Origin of the sequence: uncultured Flavonifractor sp., assembly GCF_944383115.1 — a bacterium.
Taxonomy (GTDB): domain Bacteria; phylum Bacillota; class Clostridia; order Oscillospirales; family Oscillospiraceae; genus Flavonifractor.
In genome coordinates, this window is sequence record NZ_CALWOJ010000044.1 from 1 (window position 1) to 16,204 (window position 16,204).

The 16,204-nt window shown below is 61.5% G+C and carries 19 protein-coding genes and 1 riboswitch; of the genes, 9 read left to right on the forward strand and 10 right to left on the reverse strand.

The window, feature by feature from the left end; translation table 11 throughout:
- Window positions 1–72 precede the first annotated feature (72 nt).
- The 10 genes from Q0K43_RS06315 to Q0K43_RS06360 form a co-directional block, all read right to left on the reverse strand.
- Window positions 73–1,827, reverse strand: a complete 1,755-nt coding sequence (locus tag Q0K43_RS06315) for an NADH-dependent [FeFe] hydrogenase, group A6 (RefSeq protein ID WP_297289716.1) — start codon at window positions 1,825–1,827, stop codon at window positions 73–75.
- Between the two features lie 14 nt (window positions 1,828–1,841).
- Window positions 1,842–3,644: an NADH-quinone oxidoreductase subunit NuoF gene (locus Q0K43_RS06320; RefSeq protein ID WP_297289717.1), complete on the reverse strand. Its 1,803-nt coding sequence runs from the start codon at window positions 3,642–3,644 to the stop codon at window positions 1,842–1,844.
- A gap of 14 nt (window positions 3,645–3,658) precedes the next feature.
- A complete protein-coding gene (locus Q0K43_RS06325) occupies window positions 3,659–4,027 on the reverse strand; it encodes a (2Fe-2S) ferredoxin domain-containing protein (protein ID WP_297289718.1) in 369 nt (122 codons plus the stop codon).
- The gene (locus tag Q0K43_RS06330; protein ID WP_297289719.1) at window positions 4,024–4,581 is read right to left on the reverse strand and encodes an ATP-binding protein; all 558 of its coding nucleotides are present in this window, start codon (window positions 4,579–4,581) and stop codon (window positions 4,024–4,026) included. The genes Q0K43_RS06325 and Q0K43_RS06330 overlap by 4 nt, the downstream gene beginning before the upstream one ends.
- A gap of 150 nt (window positions 4,582–4,731) precedes the next feature.
- Entirely contained in the window at window positions 4,732–5,226 is a 495-nt protein-coding gene (gene nuoE, locus Q0K43_RS06335) for an NADH-quinone oxidoreductase subunit NuoE (RefSeq protein WP_297289720.1), read from the reverse strand.
- A 271-nt stretch (window positions 5,227–5,497) separates the two neighbouring features.
- Entirely contained in the window at window positions 5,498–6,223 is a 726-nt protein-coding gene (locus tag Q0K43_RS06340; RefSeq protein WP_297289721.1) for a PHP domain-containing protein, read from the reverse strand.
- A gap of 31 nt (window positions 6,224–6,254) precedes the next feature.
- Window positions 6,255–6,584: a DRTGG domain-containing protein gene (locus Q0K43_RS06345; RefSeq protein ID WP_297289722.1), complete on the reverse strand. Its 330-nt coding sequence runs from the start codon at window positions 6,582–6,584 to the stop codon at window positions 6,255–6,257.
- Window positions 6,585–6,656: 72 nt separating this feature from the next.
- On the reverse strand, window positions 6,657–7,985 hold the full coding sequence (locus Q0K43_RS06350) for a [Fe-Fe] hydrogenase large subunit C-terminal domain-containing protein (protein ID WP_297289723.1): 1,329 nt from the start codon (window positions 7,983–7,985) through the stop codon (window positions 6,657–6,659).
- A gap of 35 nt (window positions 7,986–8,020) precedes the next feature.
- Window positions 8,021–8,446, reverse strand: coding sequence for an ATP-binding protein (locus Q0K43_RS06355; protein ID WP_297289724.1), 426 nt, complete (start codon window positions 8,444–8,446; stop codon window positions 8,021–8,023).
- The gene (locus Q0K43_RS06360) at window positions 8,433–8,789 is read right to left on the reverse strand and encodes a DRTGG domain-containing protein (RefSeq protein WP_297289725.1); all 357 of its coding nucleotides are present in this window, start codon (window positions 8,787–8,789) and stop codon (window positions 8,433–8,435) included. The genes Q0K43_RS06355 and Q0K43_RS06360 overlap by 14 nt, the downstream gene beginning before the upstream one ends.
- A gap of 267 nt (window positions 8,790–9,056) precedes the next feature.
- Between Q0K43_RS06360 and serC the strand changes: the two genes are divergently transcribed.
- The 9 genes from serC to Q0K43_RS06405 form a co-directional block, all read left to right on the forward strand.
- Entirely contained in the window at window positions 9,057–10,142 is a 1,086-nt protein-coding gene (gene serC, locus Q0K43_RS06365) for a 3-phosphoserine/phosphohydroxythreonine transaminase (protein ID WP_297289726.1), read from the forward strand.
- A 17-nt stretch (window positions 10,143–10,159) separates the two neighbouring features.
- Window positions 10,160–11,329 (forward strand): phosphoglycerate dehydrogenase, encoded by a 1,170-nt coding sequence (locus tag Q0K43_RS06370; RefSeq protein ID WP_297289727.1) that lies wholly within the window; start codon window positions 10,160–10,162, stop codon window positions 11,327–11,329.
- Between the two features lie 31 nt (window positions 11,330–11,360).
- A riboswitch (TPP riboswitch) is annotated at window positions 11,361–11,467 on the forward strand.
- Between the two features lie 110 nt (window positions 11,468–11,577).
- Window positions 11,578–12,381: a bifunctional hydroxymethylpyrimidine kinase/phosphomethylpyrimidine kinase gene (thiD, locus tag Q0K43_RS06375; RefSeq protein WP_297289728.1), complete on the forward strand. Its 804-nt coding sequence runs from the start codon at window positions 11,578–11,580 to the stop codon at window positions 12,379–12,381.
- Between the two features lie 12 nt (window positions 12,382–12,393).
- The gene (thiW, locus tag Q0K43_RS06380; RefSeq protein WP_297289729.1) at window positions 12,394–12,906 is read left to right on the forward strand and encodes an energy coupling factor transporter S component ThiW; all 513 of its coding nucleotides are present in this window, start codon (window positions 12,394–12,396) and stop codon (window positions 12,904–12,906) included.
- A gap of 5 nt (window positions 12,907–12,911) precedes the next feature.
- Window positions 12,912–13,748, forward strand: coding sequence for a hydroxyethylthiazole kinase (gene thiM, locus Q0K43_RS06385; protein ID WP_297289730.1), 837 nt, complete (start codon window positions 12,912–12,914; stop codon window positions 13,746–13,748).
- Window positions 13,729–14,388, forward strand: coding sequence for a thiamine phosphate synthase (thiE, locus tag Q0K43_RS06390; RefSeq protein WP_297289731.1), 660 nt, complete (start codon window positions 13,729–13,731; stop codon window positions 14,386–14,388). Before thiM ends, thiE begins: the two co-directional genes overlap by 20 nt.
- Window positions 14,381–15,019: an HAD family hydrolase gene (locus Q0K43_RS06395; RefSeq protein WP_297289732.1), complete on the forward strand. Its 639-nt coding sequence runs from the start codon at window positions 14,381–14,383 to the stop codon at window positions 15,017–15,019. The genes thiE and Q0K43_RS06395 overlap by 8 nt, the downstream gene beginning before the upstream one ends.
- On the forward strand, window positions 15,016–15,675 hold the full coding sequence (gene tenA / locus Q0K43_RS06400) for a thiaminase II (RefSeq protein ID WP_297289733.1): 660 nt from the start codon (window positions 15,016–15,018) through the stop codon (window positions 15,673–15,675). The genes Q0K43_RS06395 and tenA overlap by 4 nt, the downstream gene beginning before the upstream one ends.
- On the forward strand, window positions 15,672–16,204 hold a 533-nt coding region (locus tag Q0K43_RS06405), incomplete at its 3' end, for an ABC transporter ATP-binding protein (protein ID WP_297289734.1). The genes tenA and Q0K43_RS06405, both read left to right, overlap by 4 nt.

Here is a 16,204-nt window from a genome sequence, read left to right on the forward strand (position 1 = left end):
CCTTAAGGGGCTTCGTCCGTATCAGGCCCTTATAGGGCCTACTCAAGCCTCCGGCTTAGCCGGAGGTTTTGACTATACCCGATATCGCTTCTGCTTGATATAGGAGCAGTGAAGCAGCGCGTGAGCCATAGGACTGCCGGGCTCGCCCAGGTAGGTGTGGTATACAGTCTGTACCACCGGGTTCTTGTGGCTGCGGCGGTACTCCATTTCCTGGTCCTGCTTGTACAAGGCCGCGGCCCGGAGGGCCTTGATGTCGGTGAAGTTACGCACATCTGCGTGCTGGATGGGCTGCCCGCCGCCGTTGATGCAGCCGCCGGGACAGGCCATGAACTCCACAAAATCGTAATGCAGGGTGCCGGCCTTGATGCCGTCCAGCACCAGCTTCACGTTGTGCAGGCCGGAGGCCACGCATACCCGGACAGTGCGGCCGGGCAGCTCATAGCTGGCCTCCTTGACGCCCTCCATGCCGCGGACTTCATGGTACTCCAGGGGGGCCATACCGTCGCCGGTCAGCTCTTCCACCACGGTACGGAGGGCGGCCTCCATGACGCCGCCGGATGCGCCGAAGATAGCGGCGGCGCCGGTGGAGATGCCCAGCATTTCATCGAACTGATCATCAGGCAGGTGATCAAAGAGCATGCCGGCCTGGGTGATCATGCGGCCCAGTTCGCGGGTGGTGAGGGAGACATCCACCGGCATACAGCCGTTGGGCAGCCGCTGCTCCTCTCGACGTACCTCGTACTTTTTGGCGGTACAGGGCATGACGGATACCACGAAGATGTCGTGGGGATCGATACCCGCCTGCTCGGCGTAATAAGTCTTGACCAGCGCGCCGAACATCTGCTGGGGAGAGCGACAGGTGGATACGTTGCGGATCATCTCAGGGGCGTGCTGCTCCATGTACCGGATCCAGCCGGGGGAACAGGAGGTAATGAGGGGAAGCACTCCGTCGCCCCGCAGCCGGTGGAGGAACTCGGTGCCCTCCTCCATGATGGTGAAGTCGGCAGCGGTATCCACATCGAATACCTTGTCAAATCCCAGACGGCGGAGGGCGGTGACCATCTTGCCCTCCACATTAGTACCGATGGGCAGGCCGAAGCACTCGCCCAGGGTGACGCGCACAGAGGGGGCGGGACCCACCACAACGTGTTTGGTGGGATCGGCCAGAGCGGCCAGGACCTTGCCGGTATCGTCCTTTTCGGACAGTGCGCCGGTGGGACAGGCCACGATGCACTGGCCGCAGGAGACGCAGTCCACCTCGTTCAGATCCCGATCAAAGGCGCAGCCGATGTGGGTGGCGAAGCCCCGGTCATTGGGGCCGATGACGCCCACTTCCTGGGTGGCGCGGCACACGGCGGTACAGCGGCGGCAGAGGACGCACTTGGAGTTGTCACGAACCAGATGGGGGGCGGAGTCCTCGATCTGAGGATACATATTGTCGCTGGCATAACGTACCGCGTCGATGCCCAGATCGCTGGCCAGCTGAAGCAGCTCACAGTGGCTGTTGCGGGCGCAGGTGAGGCAGTCCATGCGGTGGTTGGAGAGGATCAGCTCCAGGGTGAGCTGGCGGGACTTGCGGACCCGCTCAGTATTGGTGTATACCTCCATGCCTTCGGCCACAGGGTAGACGCAGGAGGCCACCAGGCTCTTGGCGCCCTTGACCTCCACCACACAGATACGGCAGGCGCCGATCTCGTTGACGTCCTTGAGAAAGCACAGAGAAGGGATATTGAAGCCCGCGGAGCGGGCGGCCTCCAGCACCGTGGTCCCGGCGGGAACGGTGACGGGGATATCGTTGATACGCAGAGATACCATCTTTTCGTCCATGTCCGTTCCCTCCCTTACTGCTTACTGATGGCGTCAAAGCGACAGTGATCCATACAGGCGCCGCACTTGATACACTTGGACTGGTTGATGATATGGGGAGCCCGCACCGCACCGGAAATGGCGCCGGTGGGACAGCCCTGGGCGCAGCGGGTACAGCCCTTACACTTGGTGGGATCTACCACATACTGGATCAGGGCCTTACATACGCCGGCGGGGCAGCGTTTCTCATAGATGTGGGCCTCGTACTCCTCCCGGAAGTGCTTCAGGGTGGAGAGTACCGGATTGGGCGCGGTCTGGCCCAGGCCGCACAGGGCGGACTGCTTGATATGGTTGCACAGTTCCTCAATGGTGTCCAGATCCTCCGGCTCACCGTTGCCCTCAGTGATCTTGGTCAGCAGGCCCAGCAGCCGCTTGGTGCCGATCCGGCAGGGAGAACACTTGCCGCAGGACTCGTCCACAATGAACTCCAGATAGAACTTGGCGATGTCCACCATGCAGTTGTCCTCGTCCATCACGATGAGGCCGCCGGAGCCCATCATGGAGCCGATGGCGGCCAGGGACTCGTAGTCGATGGGGGTGTCGATGAGAGAGGCGGGAATGCAGCCGCCGGAGGGGCCGCCGGTCTGAGCGGCCTTGAACTTCTTGCCGCCGGGTACGCCGCCGCCGATGTCCTCCACTACGGTACGCAGGGTGGTACCCATCGGCACTTCCACCAGGCCGGTATTGGTGATCTTGCCGCCCAGGGCAAAGACCTTGGTACCCTTGCTCTTCTCGGTACCGATGGCGGCATATGCCTCAGGCCCATGATTGAAGATCCAGGTGATGTTGGCGTAAGTCTCCACGTTGTTGAGCAGGGTGGGCCGGTCGAACAGGCCCTTCACCGCGGGGAAGGGGGGGCGGGTCTTGGGCTCGCCCCGGTGGCCCTCGATGGAGCGCATAAGGGCGGTCTCCTCGCCGCAGACGAAGGCGCCGGCGCCCAGACGCAGCTCCAGATCAAAGTCAAAGCCGGATTCAAAGATGTTCTTGCCCAGCAGGCCATATTCTTTGGCCTGGGCAATGGCGGTCTCCAGCCGTTTGACGGCGATGGGGTACTCGGCCCGGACGTAGATGTAGCCCTGGTGGGCGCCCACAGCGTAGCCGGCGATGGTCATGGCTTCAATGATGGTGTGGGGATCGCCTTCCAGCACGGAGCGGTCCATGAACGCACCGGGGTCACCCTCGTCGGCGTTGCAGCAGACGTACTTGATGCCGTCGGGGCTTACCGCGTCGTGGGTGAACTGCCACTTCAGGCCGGTGGGGAAGCCGGCGCCGCCCCGGCCCCGGAGGCCGGAGGCCAATACGGTGTCAATGACCTTCTGGGGCGGGATCTGCTCGGTGAGGATCTTGCCCAGAGCGGCGTAGCCGTCCACGCCGATGTACTCGTCAATGCTCTCGGGATTGATGACACCGCAGTTGCGCAGGGCAATGCGCTGCTGATACTTATAGAACTGGGTCTCGGTCAGAGAGGTGACAGCGCCCTCCTCGCCGGCGCTCTTGTTGAGCAGACGCTTGACGATGCGGCCCTTGACGATATGTTCGGAGACGATCTCCTCCACGTCCTCCACCGTGACATGGGTATAACAGGCCCCTTCGGGATAAATGGTAACAATGGGCCCCAGGGCGCACAGGCCGAAACAGCCGGTACGGACCACCTTGGCCTCCTTGTCCATACCCTGGGCCACCAGCTGCTTCTCAAATTCCTCAATGATCTTCAGGCTGTTGGAGGAGGAGCAGCCGGTGCCGGTGCAGACCAGAATGTGGGAACGGATAAAACTCATCTCTTCGCCCTCCCTTATTCCGCCGCGCCGATGGTGTACTCTTCCACCACCCGGCCGTTGACCAGATGCTCACTGACCAGGGAGGCAACCTTGTCGGGGGTCATCTTCACATAGGTGACCTTCTCCTGACCGGGCACATAGACCTCCACAATAGGCTCCAGACGGCAGACACCGATGCAGCCGGTCTGGGACACTGTGACATTTTTCAGGTCACGCTTGTTCACTTCCTCCAGCAGAGCGTTGAGGACGGGGCGGGCGCCGGCGGCGATGCCGCAGGTGGCCATGCCCACCACCACGCGGATGCGGTCATCATTTGCCTCCCGCAGATCGATCTGGCTGCGCATCCGATCCCGGATGGCCTGCAGTTCTGCAAGTGTTTTCATGCTTTCATCCCCTTATTTTCTCGTAAAAAGGTTTCCTGTTCCTGCAAATAATCCCTGATCCAGAGAATGATCTCCGGTTCCGCCAGGGAGATGTCGGGACCCAGCTGGGCCCGCAGTTCTTCGGTGGTAAGCTGGAAGCTGTCATCCCCGATCACATGGGTATAACGCAGCTCCAGCGAAGGCGCGCCCTGGAGCAGCAGGGTAATGGTGCCGGCCATGTCACCTACCGGCGGGCAGTCGATGTGTCCGGGCCGGAAGCGTGCGGTGACGGTAGTACCCACCCCTTCTGTGCTGTCAATGACCAGGCTGCCGCCGGTCTGTTCCACCGCCATACGCAGCAGCGGGATCCCCAACCCCATCTTTCTGGTGGTGCGGGTGGTGGTGAAGGGATCGCTGACCTGGGCCAGCAGTTCAGGACTCATGCCCTTGCCGTTGTCCACGATGGTGAAAGTGATGGCATCCGGCGTTTCCGACAGCGTGATTTCCAGCCGGGAGGCCCTGGCTGTGATGGAGTTTTGCGCAATATCCAGCGCATAGAGGGCGATCTCTTTCAAAAGAAGGTTCCTCCTGATGTCACGCTGCGCTCGCTTCGCGGGCGGGTCGCCTTCCCTGCGGCTCGGGCTGGTCTGCGGGCCGCAAAGCGGCCCTGCGCTCGCCCTCGCTCCGGTCCAGGCGCCCCTGCTCAGCGGCTCCGCGCTTCTTCCTTATTTATACATATCCAGAATGGGCCCCACCTGGTCGGGGGTGAGGCGGCCATAGACGTCGTTGTTGATCATCATGACCGGAGCAAGGCCGCAAGCACCCACACAGCGGCAGGAGTCCAGAGAGAACTTGCCGTCAGCAGTGATGGAGCCGGGGACGATGCCCAGCTTCTGCTCCACCGCGTTCAAAATAGCAGCCGCGCCTTTGACGTAGCAAGCGGTGCCCAGACAGACCGAAATCTGATATTTGCCCTTGGGATTCAGGGTAAACTGGGCGTAAAAAGAGGCCACCCCGTACACCTCGGACAGGGGTATATCCAACCCCTCCGCCACAATGATCTGCACTTCTTCCGGCAAGTAGCCGAAAATCTCCTGGGCGGCCTGTAGAACGGGCATGGTTGCGCCCGGCTGTCCCTTGTGTTCGGCAATGACTTTGCGCAGGCGTTCCTCTTGCTCCGGCGTTCCGCGGTAGGGAACTACGGTCTTGCAGTTGGGCATAGATGCCTCCTCCTCTTCTAAAACAATTAGTTTAGTTTTCTTTCAAGGCACTATTATAGCGCAGAAACAACGAATGTAAAGACTTTCCAGGGATAAGAATATAAAACCGATTAGTTCAATTTGAAGTATTGCACAAAGAGCGAGGGAGTAAAAAAGAACCCTGCTGACACATCGGTACTTCTTCAACTGAATAAGAAAATACGGATGGGACCAACAGGGTACAGTTACTTGATGGAAAGTATAGCACATCTAACTCAGCTTGTAAAGAAAGTTATCCGGATAAAGTGCCGGGTTGGCAGGCGAGCCGCCGTATCACGGCCTGTGGGGTGGGTTCCGGCAGGTCCAGGGTATGTTCCGCCCCCCAGATTTGGTCCAGGCTGTGGGCGTCGGAATTGGTGAGCAGCTGCAGCCCGGCCAGGTCGGGGCGCCGGGCCAGCTCCGGCGGGCAGCGGTAGGACAGCTCGGCGGCGGAAAAACCCAGATCCGGGTCCCACAGTCCCAGTACCCCCAGCAGTGAGAAAGCGGGGCGGTCAATATGGGCGGGGAATGCGGCGCCGCCCCAGGCGGCCACCAGCCGGGGCACCTCATAGAGCGGGATGTCGGTACTGCCGGCCAGAAAAGCGGACTCCTCACCCAGAATACCGTCCCCGTCGTCCATCCGCAGCTGTCTGCCAAAGTAATCCGGATCGTTGGCGATGGGTGGAAGGTGCCGGGCAATTTCCCGGGAAAAATCCTCGGCACGTTGGGGATCGGGGAAAAGGCATACCACATGGATCTCTTCCTGCGTACACAGCTCCATACCGGCCAGAGCGGTAAGGCCGTGGGCCTGGGCGGCCCGGCAGAAGGAGGCGCAGTTGCCGCAGGTGTTGTGGTCGGTGAGGGCCACGATCTCCAGACCCGCCAGGGCGCACATGGCGGCCAGGTTGGCGGGGGTCATCTCGTCGCTGCCGCAGGGCGATAAACAAGAGTGAAGATGCAGATCGTAGTAATAATGCAAAGAGATACCCCCTTTCCGGCGGCTGTGGGATTCAGACCAGCGTTTTTCCCAGCTGGCAGGCGGCGGAAAAGGTGTCCAGCCCCACCCCCAGCAGATTGACTTGCTTTTCCTTCGCCCGGCGGAGCAGGTCGGCGTCGGGCTGGACGGCCTCGGTCAGGATCACGCAGGAGACGTCGGCCATCAGGGCCACAGCGGCCACATTCTGGTTGGACATGATGGTAAGCCATGCGCAGTCCTGGCCCGCCCGGCCCATGACCCAGCTGAGCAGATCGCCCACATAGCCGCCCGCCACCGGCCGTTCCGGCTGGGCCAGATGAAAAACGGTCAATCCCATAGCGGGAATCAATTCTCCTATTGTCATATCATATCCTCCTTTTATATGGAAAAAAGGGCGCGTCACAGAGTGGTTTTTCTGCAACGCGCCCAACAGGCCTTACTTGTTGACGGGATCGCTCTGGCAACGGCGGAAGGGAGGGGGCAGATAGTCGTCTGCTTCTTCCTTGCTGCCGGCCATAGAGCGCATCCGCTCCCGCACTTTGAAGATACAGTCGTCCACCGAGGCCCGGCCCAGGATCACGTCCTCGGCAAAGGCCCGGCAGGAGGGAGCGCCGCAGGATCCGCAGTGGAGTCCGGGCAGGTGGGACTCCAGCTCCTGGATGCGCAGCTGCTTGTTCAGCGCGGCCCCCAGATCCTGATCCAGCACAAAGGTGGGTAAGTATTGAAGTTCCTTGTCCCGCCGGACAATATCCCGGTCTGCTCCCTCAAAGCGGAAGCGGTTGCGGGACACCGGCTGCCCCTTCATCAGCCCCTTGATCCGCATCTTGGCGGCGTATGGGTTTTCCACCGTGAAGCAGCCCCCCACGCAGCCCTGGGTGCAGGCGGACAGCTCCAGGAAATCGGCCTCGGGCAGACGACCGTCCTCGATCTCTTCCAGCATGCGGATCACATTGTTGATACCGTCCACAGCCACACACCGTTCCCGCAGCCGGGCGGCGCTCTCCCCGCCGCAGGAGGCCCAGCTCAGCCCCATAATGCCGGCCGATGACATGGACTCCACATGCTCCAGGTGCTTCATGGGACTGAGCAGCCGCAGGTAGATGTCCCGGATGGCGAAAGCGCCGTCCAGCACCGGCTGGCTCAGGCCTTCGGGTTCCCGGGCGGCCGTCACCTTGGAGGAGCAGGGGACGATGGCGAACACGCCGATCTGTTCCGGCGGCAGACCGGTCTCCTCCGCTGCTTCCCGACGGGCCAGGATAGCTGCCAATTCCATGGGCAGGATGGTGCAGGCCACATGGCCCATCAGCTTGGGAAAACGCATCCGGATCAGCCGAAGTACGGTGGGGCAGGAGGAGGAGATCAGCGGGGTAACGGAGGCCGGCCCCTCACAGATGCACTGCCGCTCAAAGTCGGAGAGCATTTCGGCGGCTTTGGCCACCTCGTAGACCTTGTGAAAGCCGATCTCCAGCAGGGCATTGAGTACAATATCAATGTTGTCCAGGTTATGAAACTGCCCATAGAGGGCAGGTTCCGGCAGGGCAACGCAGTATTGGTAGCGGGACAATACGTCCAGGCCGTCGCCCACCGACTTGATGGCCTTGTGGGGACAGGTGCGGATACACTCGCCGCAGTCAATGCAGCGATCAGGCAGAATGGTGGCCTTGCGGCCCCGGACGCGGATGGCCTCGGTGGGGCAGCCCTTGATGCAGGAGGTGCAGCCCCGACAGCGTCTGCTGTCCAGTACCACGGAATGCCTCATAGCCATGGGACTGCCTCACCTCCCTTTGCCAGAGACATGATTCACTGGGGAATTTTGATCTTGATCGTGACGGTGGTGCCTTTACCCACCTCGGTGTCAATGGTCATCTCGTCGGAGTAACGCTTCATATTGGGCAGACCCATGCCTGCGCCAAAGCCCAGTTCCCGGGCGGTGGAACCGGCGGTGGAGTAGCCTTCCTGCATCGCCTGTTCCACATCGGGGATGCCGGGGCCGGAGTCGATCATACGGATCACGATCTGATCCATCTCCACTTCCACCTCCGCCTGACCGCCGTCGGCGTGGATGACCATGTTGATCTCGCCCTCGTACATGCAGATAGAGGCTCTGCGGATCACATCCTGGGGCAGACCCAGCTTTTTCAGGGTGAGTTTCATTTTGCTGGAGGCTTCGCCGGCCTCAATGAGGTCGCCGCCCTCCACCGGGTACACCAGTCTAATCGTTTCCATCGCAATTCCCTCGCAATCCATTATAGTAGAGCAGGCCGCAGGCCTCATACATGCGCTTGGGGCAGGTCATGACCACGATGTCTCGCTCCTCAGCCAGGTCGAGGATATCCTGTCCCGGGACCTTGCCGCGGACAAAGACGATACACTTCATCTCCACCATGTCCGCGGTGCGCACCACCTGGGGATTGACCAGTCCGGTGAGCAGCAGGGCCTGATTTTTGACGAAAGCCAGCACGTCGCTCATGAAATCGCTGCCGCAGGCAGACATGACCTCCCGGTCCAAGTGGTCCTCGCCCCACAGCACTGTGGCATTCAGGATCTGTTTGATGTCGGAAAGCAGCATTGCCTTCTCCCCTTCCGTGGGAAAACTAAACTCTCAGTTCATGGGCATTGTACCACAAATCACCCCGGAGTGCAAAGGGTTCGTTGAAACATTCACAAAGTTTTTGTGGTGGACTGGCTGGTTTTGGTCATTACACTCTATTGACATTGGGGTAAACTGGCGGCTATAATATTCTTTATCAAGATAAAGTATGTGGGGATTTCCATAATCAAAACGGCTTTATCTTGGAAGTTTGATTTAAAATTGGAATCAAGGAGGCCATCTATCATGGGTAACGAGCGAGTCTATAATTTCTCCGCGGGCCCGTCCATGCTGCCGCTGGAAGTGCTGGAGCGCGCCGGATCTGAAATCACCAACTGTCACGGCTCCGGTATGTCAGTCATGGAGATGAGTCACCGTTCCAAGGTGTTCCAGAAGATTTTTGACGACACCCAGGCCAAGTTCCGCAAGCTGATGAACGTGCCTGAGGGGTACAAGATCCTCTTCCTCCAGGGCGGCGCGTCCACTCAGTTCTCCATGGCGCCCCTGAACCTGATCGGCAAGACCGGCAAGGCCGACTATGCCGTCACCGGCAACTTCTCCAACATAGCCTATAAGGAGGCCAAGAAGTACGGCCAGATCAATCTGGCCGCCTCCTCCGCCGACAGGAACCACACCTACATCCCCACCCAGGACCAGCTGAAGCTGGACCCCGAGGCCAGCTACTTCTATTACTGTGCCAACAATACCATCTATGGTACCGAGTGGCAGTATGTTCCCGAGACCAATGGGGTGCCCATCGTGTGCGACATGTCCTCCGACATCCTGTCCCGCCCGGTGGACGTGAGCAAGTACGGCATCATCTTTGCCGGCGCCCAGAAGAATATGGCCCCCGCCGGCCTGACGGTGGTGATCATCAAGGAGGAGCTGGCTGGCAACGAGCTGCCCTACACCCCCCTGATGCTGAACTACAAGACTATGATCGACAAGGATTCCATGTATAATACCCCGCCCTGCTGGTGCATTTACATCCTGGGCCTGGTGCTGGACTGGCTGGAGTCCAAGGGCGGCATCCCCGGCATGGAGGCCATCAAGCACGCCAAGGCCCAGATGCTGTACGATGTGATCGATAACTCCAGGCTGTTCACCTGCGCCGTGGAAAAGGACTCCCGCTCCGACATGAACGTGGTGTTCCGCACCGGCAATGACGAGCTGGACGCCAAGTTCGTCAAGGAGAGCGTGGAGGCCGGCTTCACCAACCTGAAGGGCCACCGCTCCGTGGGCGGTATGCGCGCCTCCATTTACAACGCCATGCCCACCGAGGGTGTGGAGAAGCTGTGCGACTTCATCAAAGCCTTTGATAAGAACAACTGACGGGAGGTAGTGCCATCATGTTTCGTATTAAGACGCTGAATAAAATTTCCCCCGCCGGCCTGTCCGTGCTGGATCAGACCCGGTTCTCCGTCAGCGACGACGTGGAGAACGAGGACGGCATTCTGGTCCGCTCCGCCGACATGCATGAGTATCAGTTCCCCGACTCCCTGCGGGCCATCGCCCGGGCGGGAGCCGGTACCAACAATATCCCCATCGACCGCTGCTCCGAAGCGGGCATCGTTGTGTTCAACACCCCCGGCGCCAATGCCAACGCGGTGAAGGAACTGGCGGTGTGCGGCCTGCTGCTGGCCTCCCGGAAGATCACCGCGGGCGCCGAGTGGGTCAAGGCCCAGGCCGGCGCCGGCGCCGATGTGGAGAAGGTGGTGGAGAAGGGCAAGAGCCAGTTTGTAGGCCCCGAGCTGTCCGGCAAGATGCTGGGCGTCATCGGCCTGGGCGCCATCGGCGTGCAGGTGGCCAACATTGCCACCAAGCTGGGTATGACCGTGTTCGGCTACGATCCCTTCCTCAGCGTGGACGCGGCCCTGTCCCTGTCCAGGCTGGTCCATCGCGCGATGGATCTGGAAACCATCTATAAAAACTGCGACTACATCACCCTCCATGTGCCCCAGACCCCGGAGACCCGGGGCATGATCAATGAGGACGCCATCCACATGATGAAGGGCGGTGTGCGCATCCTCAACCTGGCCCGGGGCGGGCTGGTCAACGACGACGATATGCTGGCGGCCCTGGAGTCCGGCAAGGTGGCCGCCTATGTCACCGACTTCCCCAACAACAAGATCCTCCAGGGCAAGAACGTGATCGCCATCCCCCATCTGGGCGCCTCCACCCCCGAGAGCGAGGAGAACTGCGCCGTGATGGCTGCCCAGGAGCTGAAGGATTACCTGGAAAACGGCAACATCAAGAACTCCGTCAACCTGCCCACCCTGGTGCAGGAGTGGAGCGGTGTGTCCCGGCTGTGCATCATCCACCGGAATGTGCCCGGTGCCATCGCCAACATTACCGGCCTGCTGTCCAAAGAGGGGGTCAATGTGGAAAACATGACCAACAAGTCCAAGAAGGACTACGCCTATACCGTGGTGGATCTGGGCAGCCGCATCAGTGAGGCAGTATCCGATGAGATCCGGGCCCTGGACGGCGTGTTCCGGGTGCGGGTACTCAACCATTAAGGATTGACAACAGGGGAAAAACAAGTTAAAATGCCACATGCAAGGGAGCTTCCGCGAGGAGGCTGAGAGGAGGGGCGAGTCCCTCGACCTGACCTGATTTGGGTAATGCCAACGTAGGGACGCAGCGCAAGTTCCGCGCGGAGTCTCCTCCGCCCGGAGGAGTATCTTTGACGTGCAGTAAAGCGGCGGGTCCCGATGGGACCCGCCGCTTTTGCATACCCGCCAGTGAAAAGAAAGAAGGAAAGACCATGAAGTGCGTATTGACCATTGCCGGCAGCGACTCCAGCGGCGGCGCCGGCATCCAGGCCGATCTCAAGACCATGACCTGCCTGGGGGTGTACGGCATGAGCGCCGTTACCGCCCTTACCGCCCAGAATACCACCGGCGTGAAAGCTGTGGTGGAGGCTACCCCGGAGTTTTTGGGGGAGCAGCTGGACTGTATCTTTGAAGACATCCCGCCCCAGGCCGTGAAGATCGGCATGGTGTCCTCGGCGCCCATTATCCGGGTCATTGGGCAGAAGCTGCGCCAGTACGGGGCGGAGAACATTGTGGTAGACCCGGTGATGGTGTCCACCAGCGGCTCTGCCCTGATGCAGGACAGCGCCCTGACCGCCCTGATGGAGGAGCTGTTTCCCCTGGCCGCCGTCATTACCCCCAACATTCCCGAGGCCCAACGGCTGTGCGGCTTTGCCATTCAGGGTGAGGCGGACATGCTCCGGGCGGCCGAGACCATCGGGGCTGCGCTGCCGGGGGCGGTGCTGGTGAAGGGCGGACATCTGGACAGCTGCGCCGACGATCTGCTGTGGCAGCGCGGTCAGGTTCAATGGTTCCGCGCCCCCCGGGTGGACAACTCCAACAACCACGGTTCCGGCTGCACCCTGTCCTCCGCCATCGCTTCCTTCCTGGCTTTGGGGGAGGATCTGCCCCACGCGGTGGAGAAGGCCAAGGCCTATATCACCGCCACCATGCGGGCGGGGCTGGATCTGGGCAGAGGGAGCGGCCCTCTGTGGCATAACTACGCTGTTCCAGAAGGTGGATTTTCTGAAATTTAGGAGGTAAAAAAGATGAATCAGCACGCTGCAATCAAAAAGCTGGCCATTGCCAGCCTGCTTACCGCCGTGGCGGTGGTGGGCAGTCTGTTCTCGTTCCCGGTTCTGGGGTCCCGCTGCTCCCCCATTCAGCACATGGTGAATATCCTGTGCGCCGTTTTCCTGGGACCCTGGTATGGTGTGTGTGCCGCCTTTGCCGCCAGTTTCCTGCGCAACCTGCTGGCCCTGGGCACCCTGATGGCCTTCCCCGGCAGTATGGTGGGTGCTTTGCTGTGCGGCCTGATGTACGCCAAGACCAACAGCCTGTCCGCAGCCTGCGTGGGAGAAGTCTTTGGCACCGGCATCCTGGGCGGCCTGGCCGCCTGGCCCATTGCCACCCTGATCCTGGGCCAGACTGCGGCGGTGTACGCCTACATGGGCCCCTTCCTGATCTCCACCATCGGCGGCTCCATCATCGCCGGCGCCATGCTCTTTGCACTGAAACGCTCCGGCGGTCTGGCGGCCATGCAGACGATGGTAAAGCGGTGAGAGGGATGGAGCGGGCAGACTTTGCCGCCTGTTTGCAGGCGGTACGGGAAAAAGCCCCCCTGGTCCAGTGCATCACCAACATGGTCACCGTCAACGACTGCGCCAATGTTCTGCTGGCGGCGGGCGCTTCCGCTACGATGGCCCACCATCCCCTGGAGGTGGCCGAGGCGGTGGCGGGCGTCCAGGCTCTGGTCCTCAATCTGGGGGCCGTGGGGGATCGGGAGGCCATGTACATCGCCGGCAGGGAGGCCAACAGGCTGGGCGTGCCGGTGGTCTTTGATCCGGTAGCCGCCGGGTTTACCGGCCTGCGGCGGGAGACCGCCCGCAAACTGCTGGAAGAGATCCGCTTTGCCGTCATCCGGGGCAACGCCTCCGAGATCCTGGCCCTGGCCGAGGATCGGGAGGGAGGTAGCGGAGTGGATGTGGCGGCGGCCGATACTGTTACCGAGTCCGGCCTGCCCCGGGCGGCGGAACTGGCGCAGACGCTGTCCCGCCGGACAGGGGCGGTGGTGGTACTCTCCGGCGCGGTGGATGTGGTGGCCGATGGACGGCAGGCCCTGTTTCTCCGCAACGGCAGTCCCACAATGGCCCGCATTACCGGCAGCGGCTGCATGCTGTCCGCCCTCACCGGCGCCTTCTGTGGGGCATGCCCGGACAAGCCCTTTGAGGCGGCGGCCACCGCCGCCGCGTCCATCGCCCTGGCGGGCGAGCGGGCGGAGGAACTGCGGCTTCAGAAGGGGACGGGCAACGCCACCTTCCGCATTGATCTCATCGACAGTGTGTTCAACCTGACGGTGGAACGGCTGATACAAGGAGTGCGTTATGAAATTTACCAGGGATGATATCAGGCGGAGCATGACTCTCTACGCCGTCACCGACCGCACCTGGCTGGGGGCGCGCACCCTGGCCCAGGCGGTGGAAGAAGTGCTGAAGGGGGGCGCCACCTTCCTCCAGCTGCGGGAGAAGGAACTGGATCAGGCCGCCATTCTGGCCCAGGCCAAAGAGATCCAGGCCATTGCCGCCCGCTACCATGTGCCCTTTGTGGTCAACGACAGCGTGGAGATTGCCCTGGCCAGCGGGGCCGACGGGGTCCATGTGGGCCAGAGCGATCTGATGGGCCGGGATGTGCGCGCCCTCATCGGCCCGGACAAGATTTTGGGCATCACCGCCAATACGGTGGAGCTGGCGGTGGCGGCGGAGCGGGCCGGAGCCGATTACATCGGCGCGGGGGCGGTGTTCGGCACCACCACCAAACAGAATGCCAAAAACCTGAGCCTGGATACCCTGAAAGATATCTGCCGGGCGGTGTCCATTCCGGTGGTGGCCATCGGCGGTATCAATGCCGACAACCTGCCCCGACTGGCAGGGACGGGTGCAGCGGGAGCCGCCGTGGTGTCCGCCCTCTTTGCCCAGAGTGACCCGGGGGCGGCTGCCCGTCATCTGCGGGCCCTGGCGGGCAGGATGGTGGCCGCTCATGGATAAAAAGTTCTGTATTTTTGATATGGACGGCACGCTGGTGGATTCCATGCCCGCCTGGAAATCCCTGAGCCGGGACTATCTGGAGGCCAGAGACCGCCATCCCACCCTGGAGCAGCTCATACGCATGGGCCCCATGACCATGCTGGAGGGGGCCTCCTATCTGATGGAGACCTTCGGCCTGGAGGGGCCGCCGGAGGAGATCGCCCGGGAGATGAACGCCATTATGGAGACCCATTACCGTACCGATCTCCCTCTGAAGCCGGGGGTGGAGCAGTATTTAAAGCAATTAACGGCCAAAGGGGTCCGGTTGTGCGTGGCCACCGCCACGGCGGAGCCGCTAGCCCTGGCCTGCCTGGAGCGGCTGGGGGTGGCGGAATACTTTGATTTCATCCTCAGCTGCGAGACCATCGGGGTGGGCAAGACACAGCCGGACGTCTATCTGGAGGCGGCCCGCCGCTTCGGGCAAGATCCGCAGGCGGTAGCGGTCTTTGAGGATGCGATCTACGCCGTTAAGACGGCCAAGACAGCCGGATTTTATACCGTAGGCGTCTTTGAGGAGACCCACCGGAGGGAGTGGCCCGCCCTGTCCGCTCTGGCGGACGAGATTGTGGAAGATTGGAGGAATGTGCTGTGACGGTGACCCAGCGGCTGTATGAGGCGGCAAGCCCCATCTGGCAGGCCTGCCACGACCATCCCTTTGTGAAGGGGATTGGAGATGGCAGCCTGGACCGGGAAAAATTTCAATACTTCCTGCTCCAGGATTATCTTTACCTCTTTGACTATGCCAAGGTATTTGCCTGGGGCGTAGTCAAAGCCAATGACCCAGAGCTGATGCGGTTCTTCTCCGCCAATGTGGACGCCATCCTGGGAGGCGAGATGAAGACCCACCGGGCCTATATGCAGCGGCTGGGCATTACCGAGGAGCAGGTCTTTCAGGTGCAGCCGGCCCTGGACAACCGCTCCTATACCAGCTACATGCTCTCGGTAGCCGCCGCCGGCGGCCCGGCGGAGATCGTGGCCTCCATCCTGGCCTGCTCCTGGAGCTACGCTGAGATCGGCGCCCGGCTGACCGCCATCCCCGGCGCGGCGGACCATCCCTTCTACGGTGAGTGGGTGCGGGGATACTCCAGCAAGGAGTATCAGGATACCAACGATGCCCTGGTAGCGCGGATGGACGCGCTGGCCCAGAACTGCACCGAGGCGGAATACCGGCGTCTGGAGGACATCTTTGTGACGTGCAGCAGGTATGAACTGGGGTTCTGGGAGATGGCCTGGAGGCTTGCCGGATGACGGCGCTGGAATTTCGGGAGGTATCCTATCAGTACCCCTCCGAGGACTTTGACATCATCGATAAGCTGTCCTTTCAGGTGGAGCCGGGATCTTTCCACTGTATCCTGGGGGTGAGCGGCTGCGGAAAAAGCACCATCTTCCGCGTGACCAACGGCCTGCTCCAGCCCAAGGCCGGGGAGATCCTGGTGGACGACGCTCCCATTGGGGGCCGGAAGCGGTACTGCGGCTATATGCCCCAGAAGGACCTGCTCTTTCCCTGGCGCACGGTGGGGGAGAACGTGGCCCTGCCCCTGGAGATCGCCGGGGGGCTATCCAAGACCCAGCGGCGGCAGAAGGCGGAGGAGGCTTTGGCCGACGTGGGGCTGGAGGGCTGCTGCGACAAGATGCCGGGCGAGCTGTCCGGCGGGATGCGGCAGCGGGCGGCCTTTGCCCGCACCATGCTGACGGGGAGCGACCTGCTGCTGCTGGACGAGCCCTTCTCCGCCCTGGACTTCCTTACCCGCATCTCCATGCAGGAGTGGCTGCTGGA

Bases quoted from the DNA above. Each gene is read 5' to 3' on its own strand.
- thiE (WP_297289731.1), top strand. From the start codon at position 13,729: ATGAAATTTACCAGGGATGATATCAGGCGGAGCATGACTCTCTACGCC.
- Q0K43_RS06315 (WP_297289716.1), bottom strand. From the start codon at position 1,827: ATGGACGAAAAGATGGTATCTCTGCGTATCAACGATATCCCCGTCACC.
- serC (WP_297289726.1), top strand. From the start codon at position 9,057: ATGGGTAACGAGCGAGTCTATAATTTCTCCGCGGGCCCGTCCATGCTG.
- Q0K43_RS06355 (WP_297289724.1), bottom strand. From the start codon at position 8,446: ATGGAAACGATTAGACTGGTGTACCCGGTGGAGGGCGGCGACCTCATT.
- Q0K43_RS06320 (WP_297289717.1), bottom strand. From the start codon at position 3,644: ATGAGTTTTATCCGTTCCCACATTCTGGTCTGCACCGGCACCGGCTGC.
- thiD (WP_297289728.1), top strand. From the start codon at position 11,578: ATGAAGTGCGTATTGACCATTGCCGGCAGCGACTCCAGCGGCGGCGCC.
- Q0K43_RS06360 (WP_297289725.1), bottom strand. From the start codon at position 8,789: ATGCTGCTTTCCGACATCAAACAGATCCTGAATGCCACAGTGCTGTGG.
- Q0K43_RS06370 (WP_297289727.1), top strand. From the start codon at position 10,160: ATGTTTCGTATTAAGACGCTGAATAAAATTTCCCCCGCCGGCCTGTCC.
- thiW (WP_297289729.1), top strand. From the start codon at position 12,394: ATGAATCAGCACGCTGCAATCAAAAAGCTGGCCATTGCCAGCCTGCTT.
- nuoE (WP_297289720.1), bottom strand. From the start codon at position 5,226: ATGCCCAACTGCAAGACCGTAGTTCCCTACCGCGGAACGCCGGAGCAA.
- thiM (WP_297289730.1), top strand. From the start codon at position 12,912: ATGGAGCGGGCAGACTTTGCCGCCTGTTTGCAGGCGGTACGGGAAAAA.
- Q0K43_RS06350 (WP_297289723.1), bottom strand. From the start codon at position 7,985: ATGGCTATGAGGCATTCCGTGGTACTGGACAGCAGACGCTGTCGGGGC.
- Q0K43_RS06345 (WP_297289722.1), bottom strand. From the start codon at position 6,584: ATGACAATAGGAGAATTGATTCCCGCTATGGGATTGACCGTTTTTCAT.
- Q0K43_RS06325 (WP_297289718.1), bottom strand. From the start codon at position 4,027: ATGAAAACACTTGCAGAACTGCAGGCCATCCGGGATCGGATGCGCAGC.
- Q0K43_RS06395 (WP_297289732.1), top strand. From the start codon at position 14,381: ATGGATAAAAAGTTCTGTATTTTTGATATGGACGGCACGCTGGTGGAT.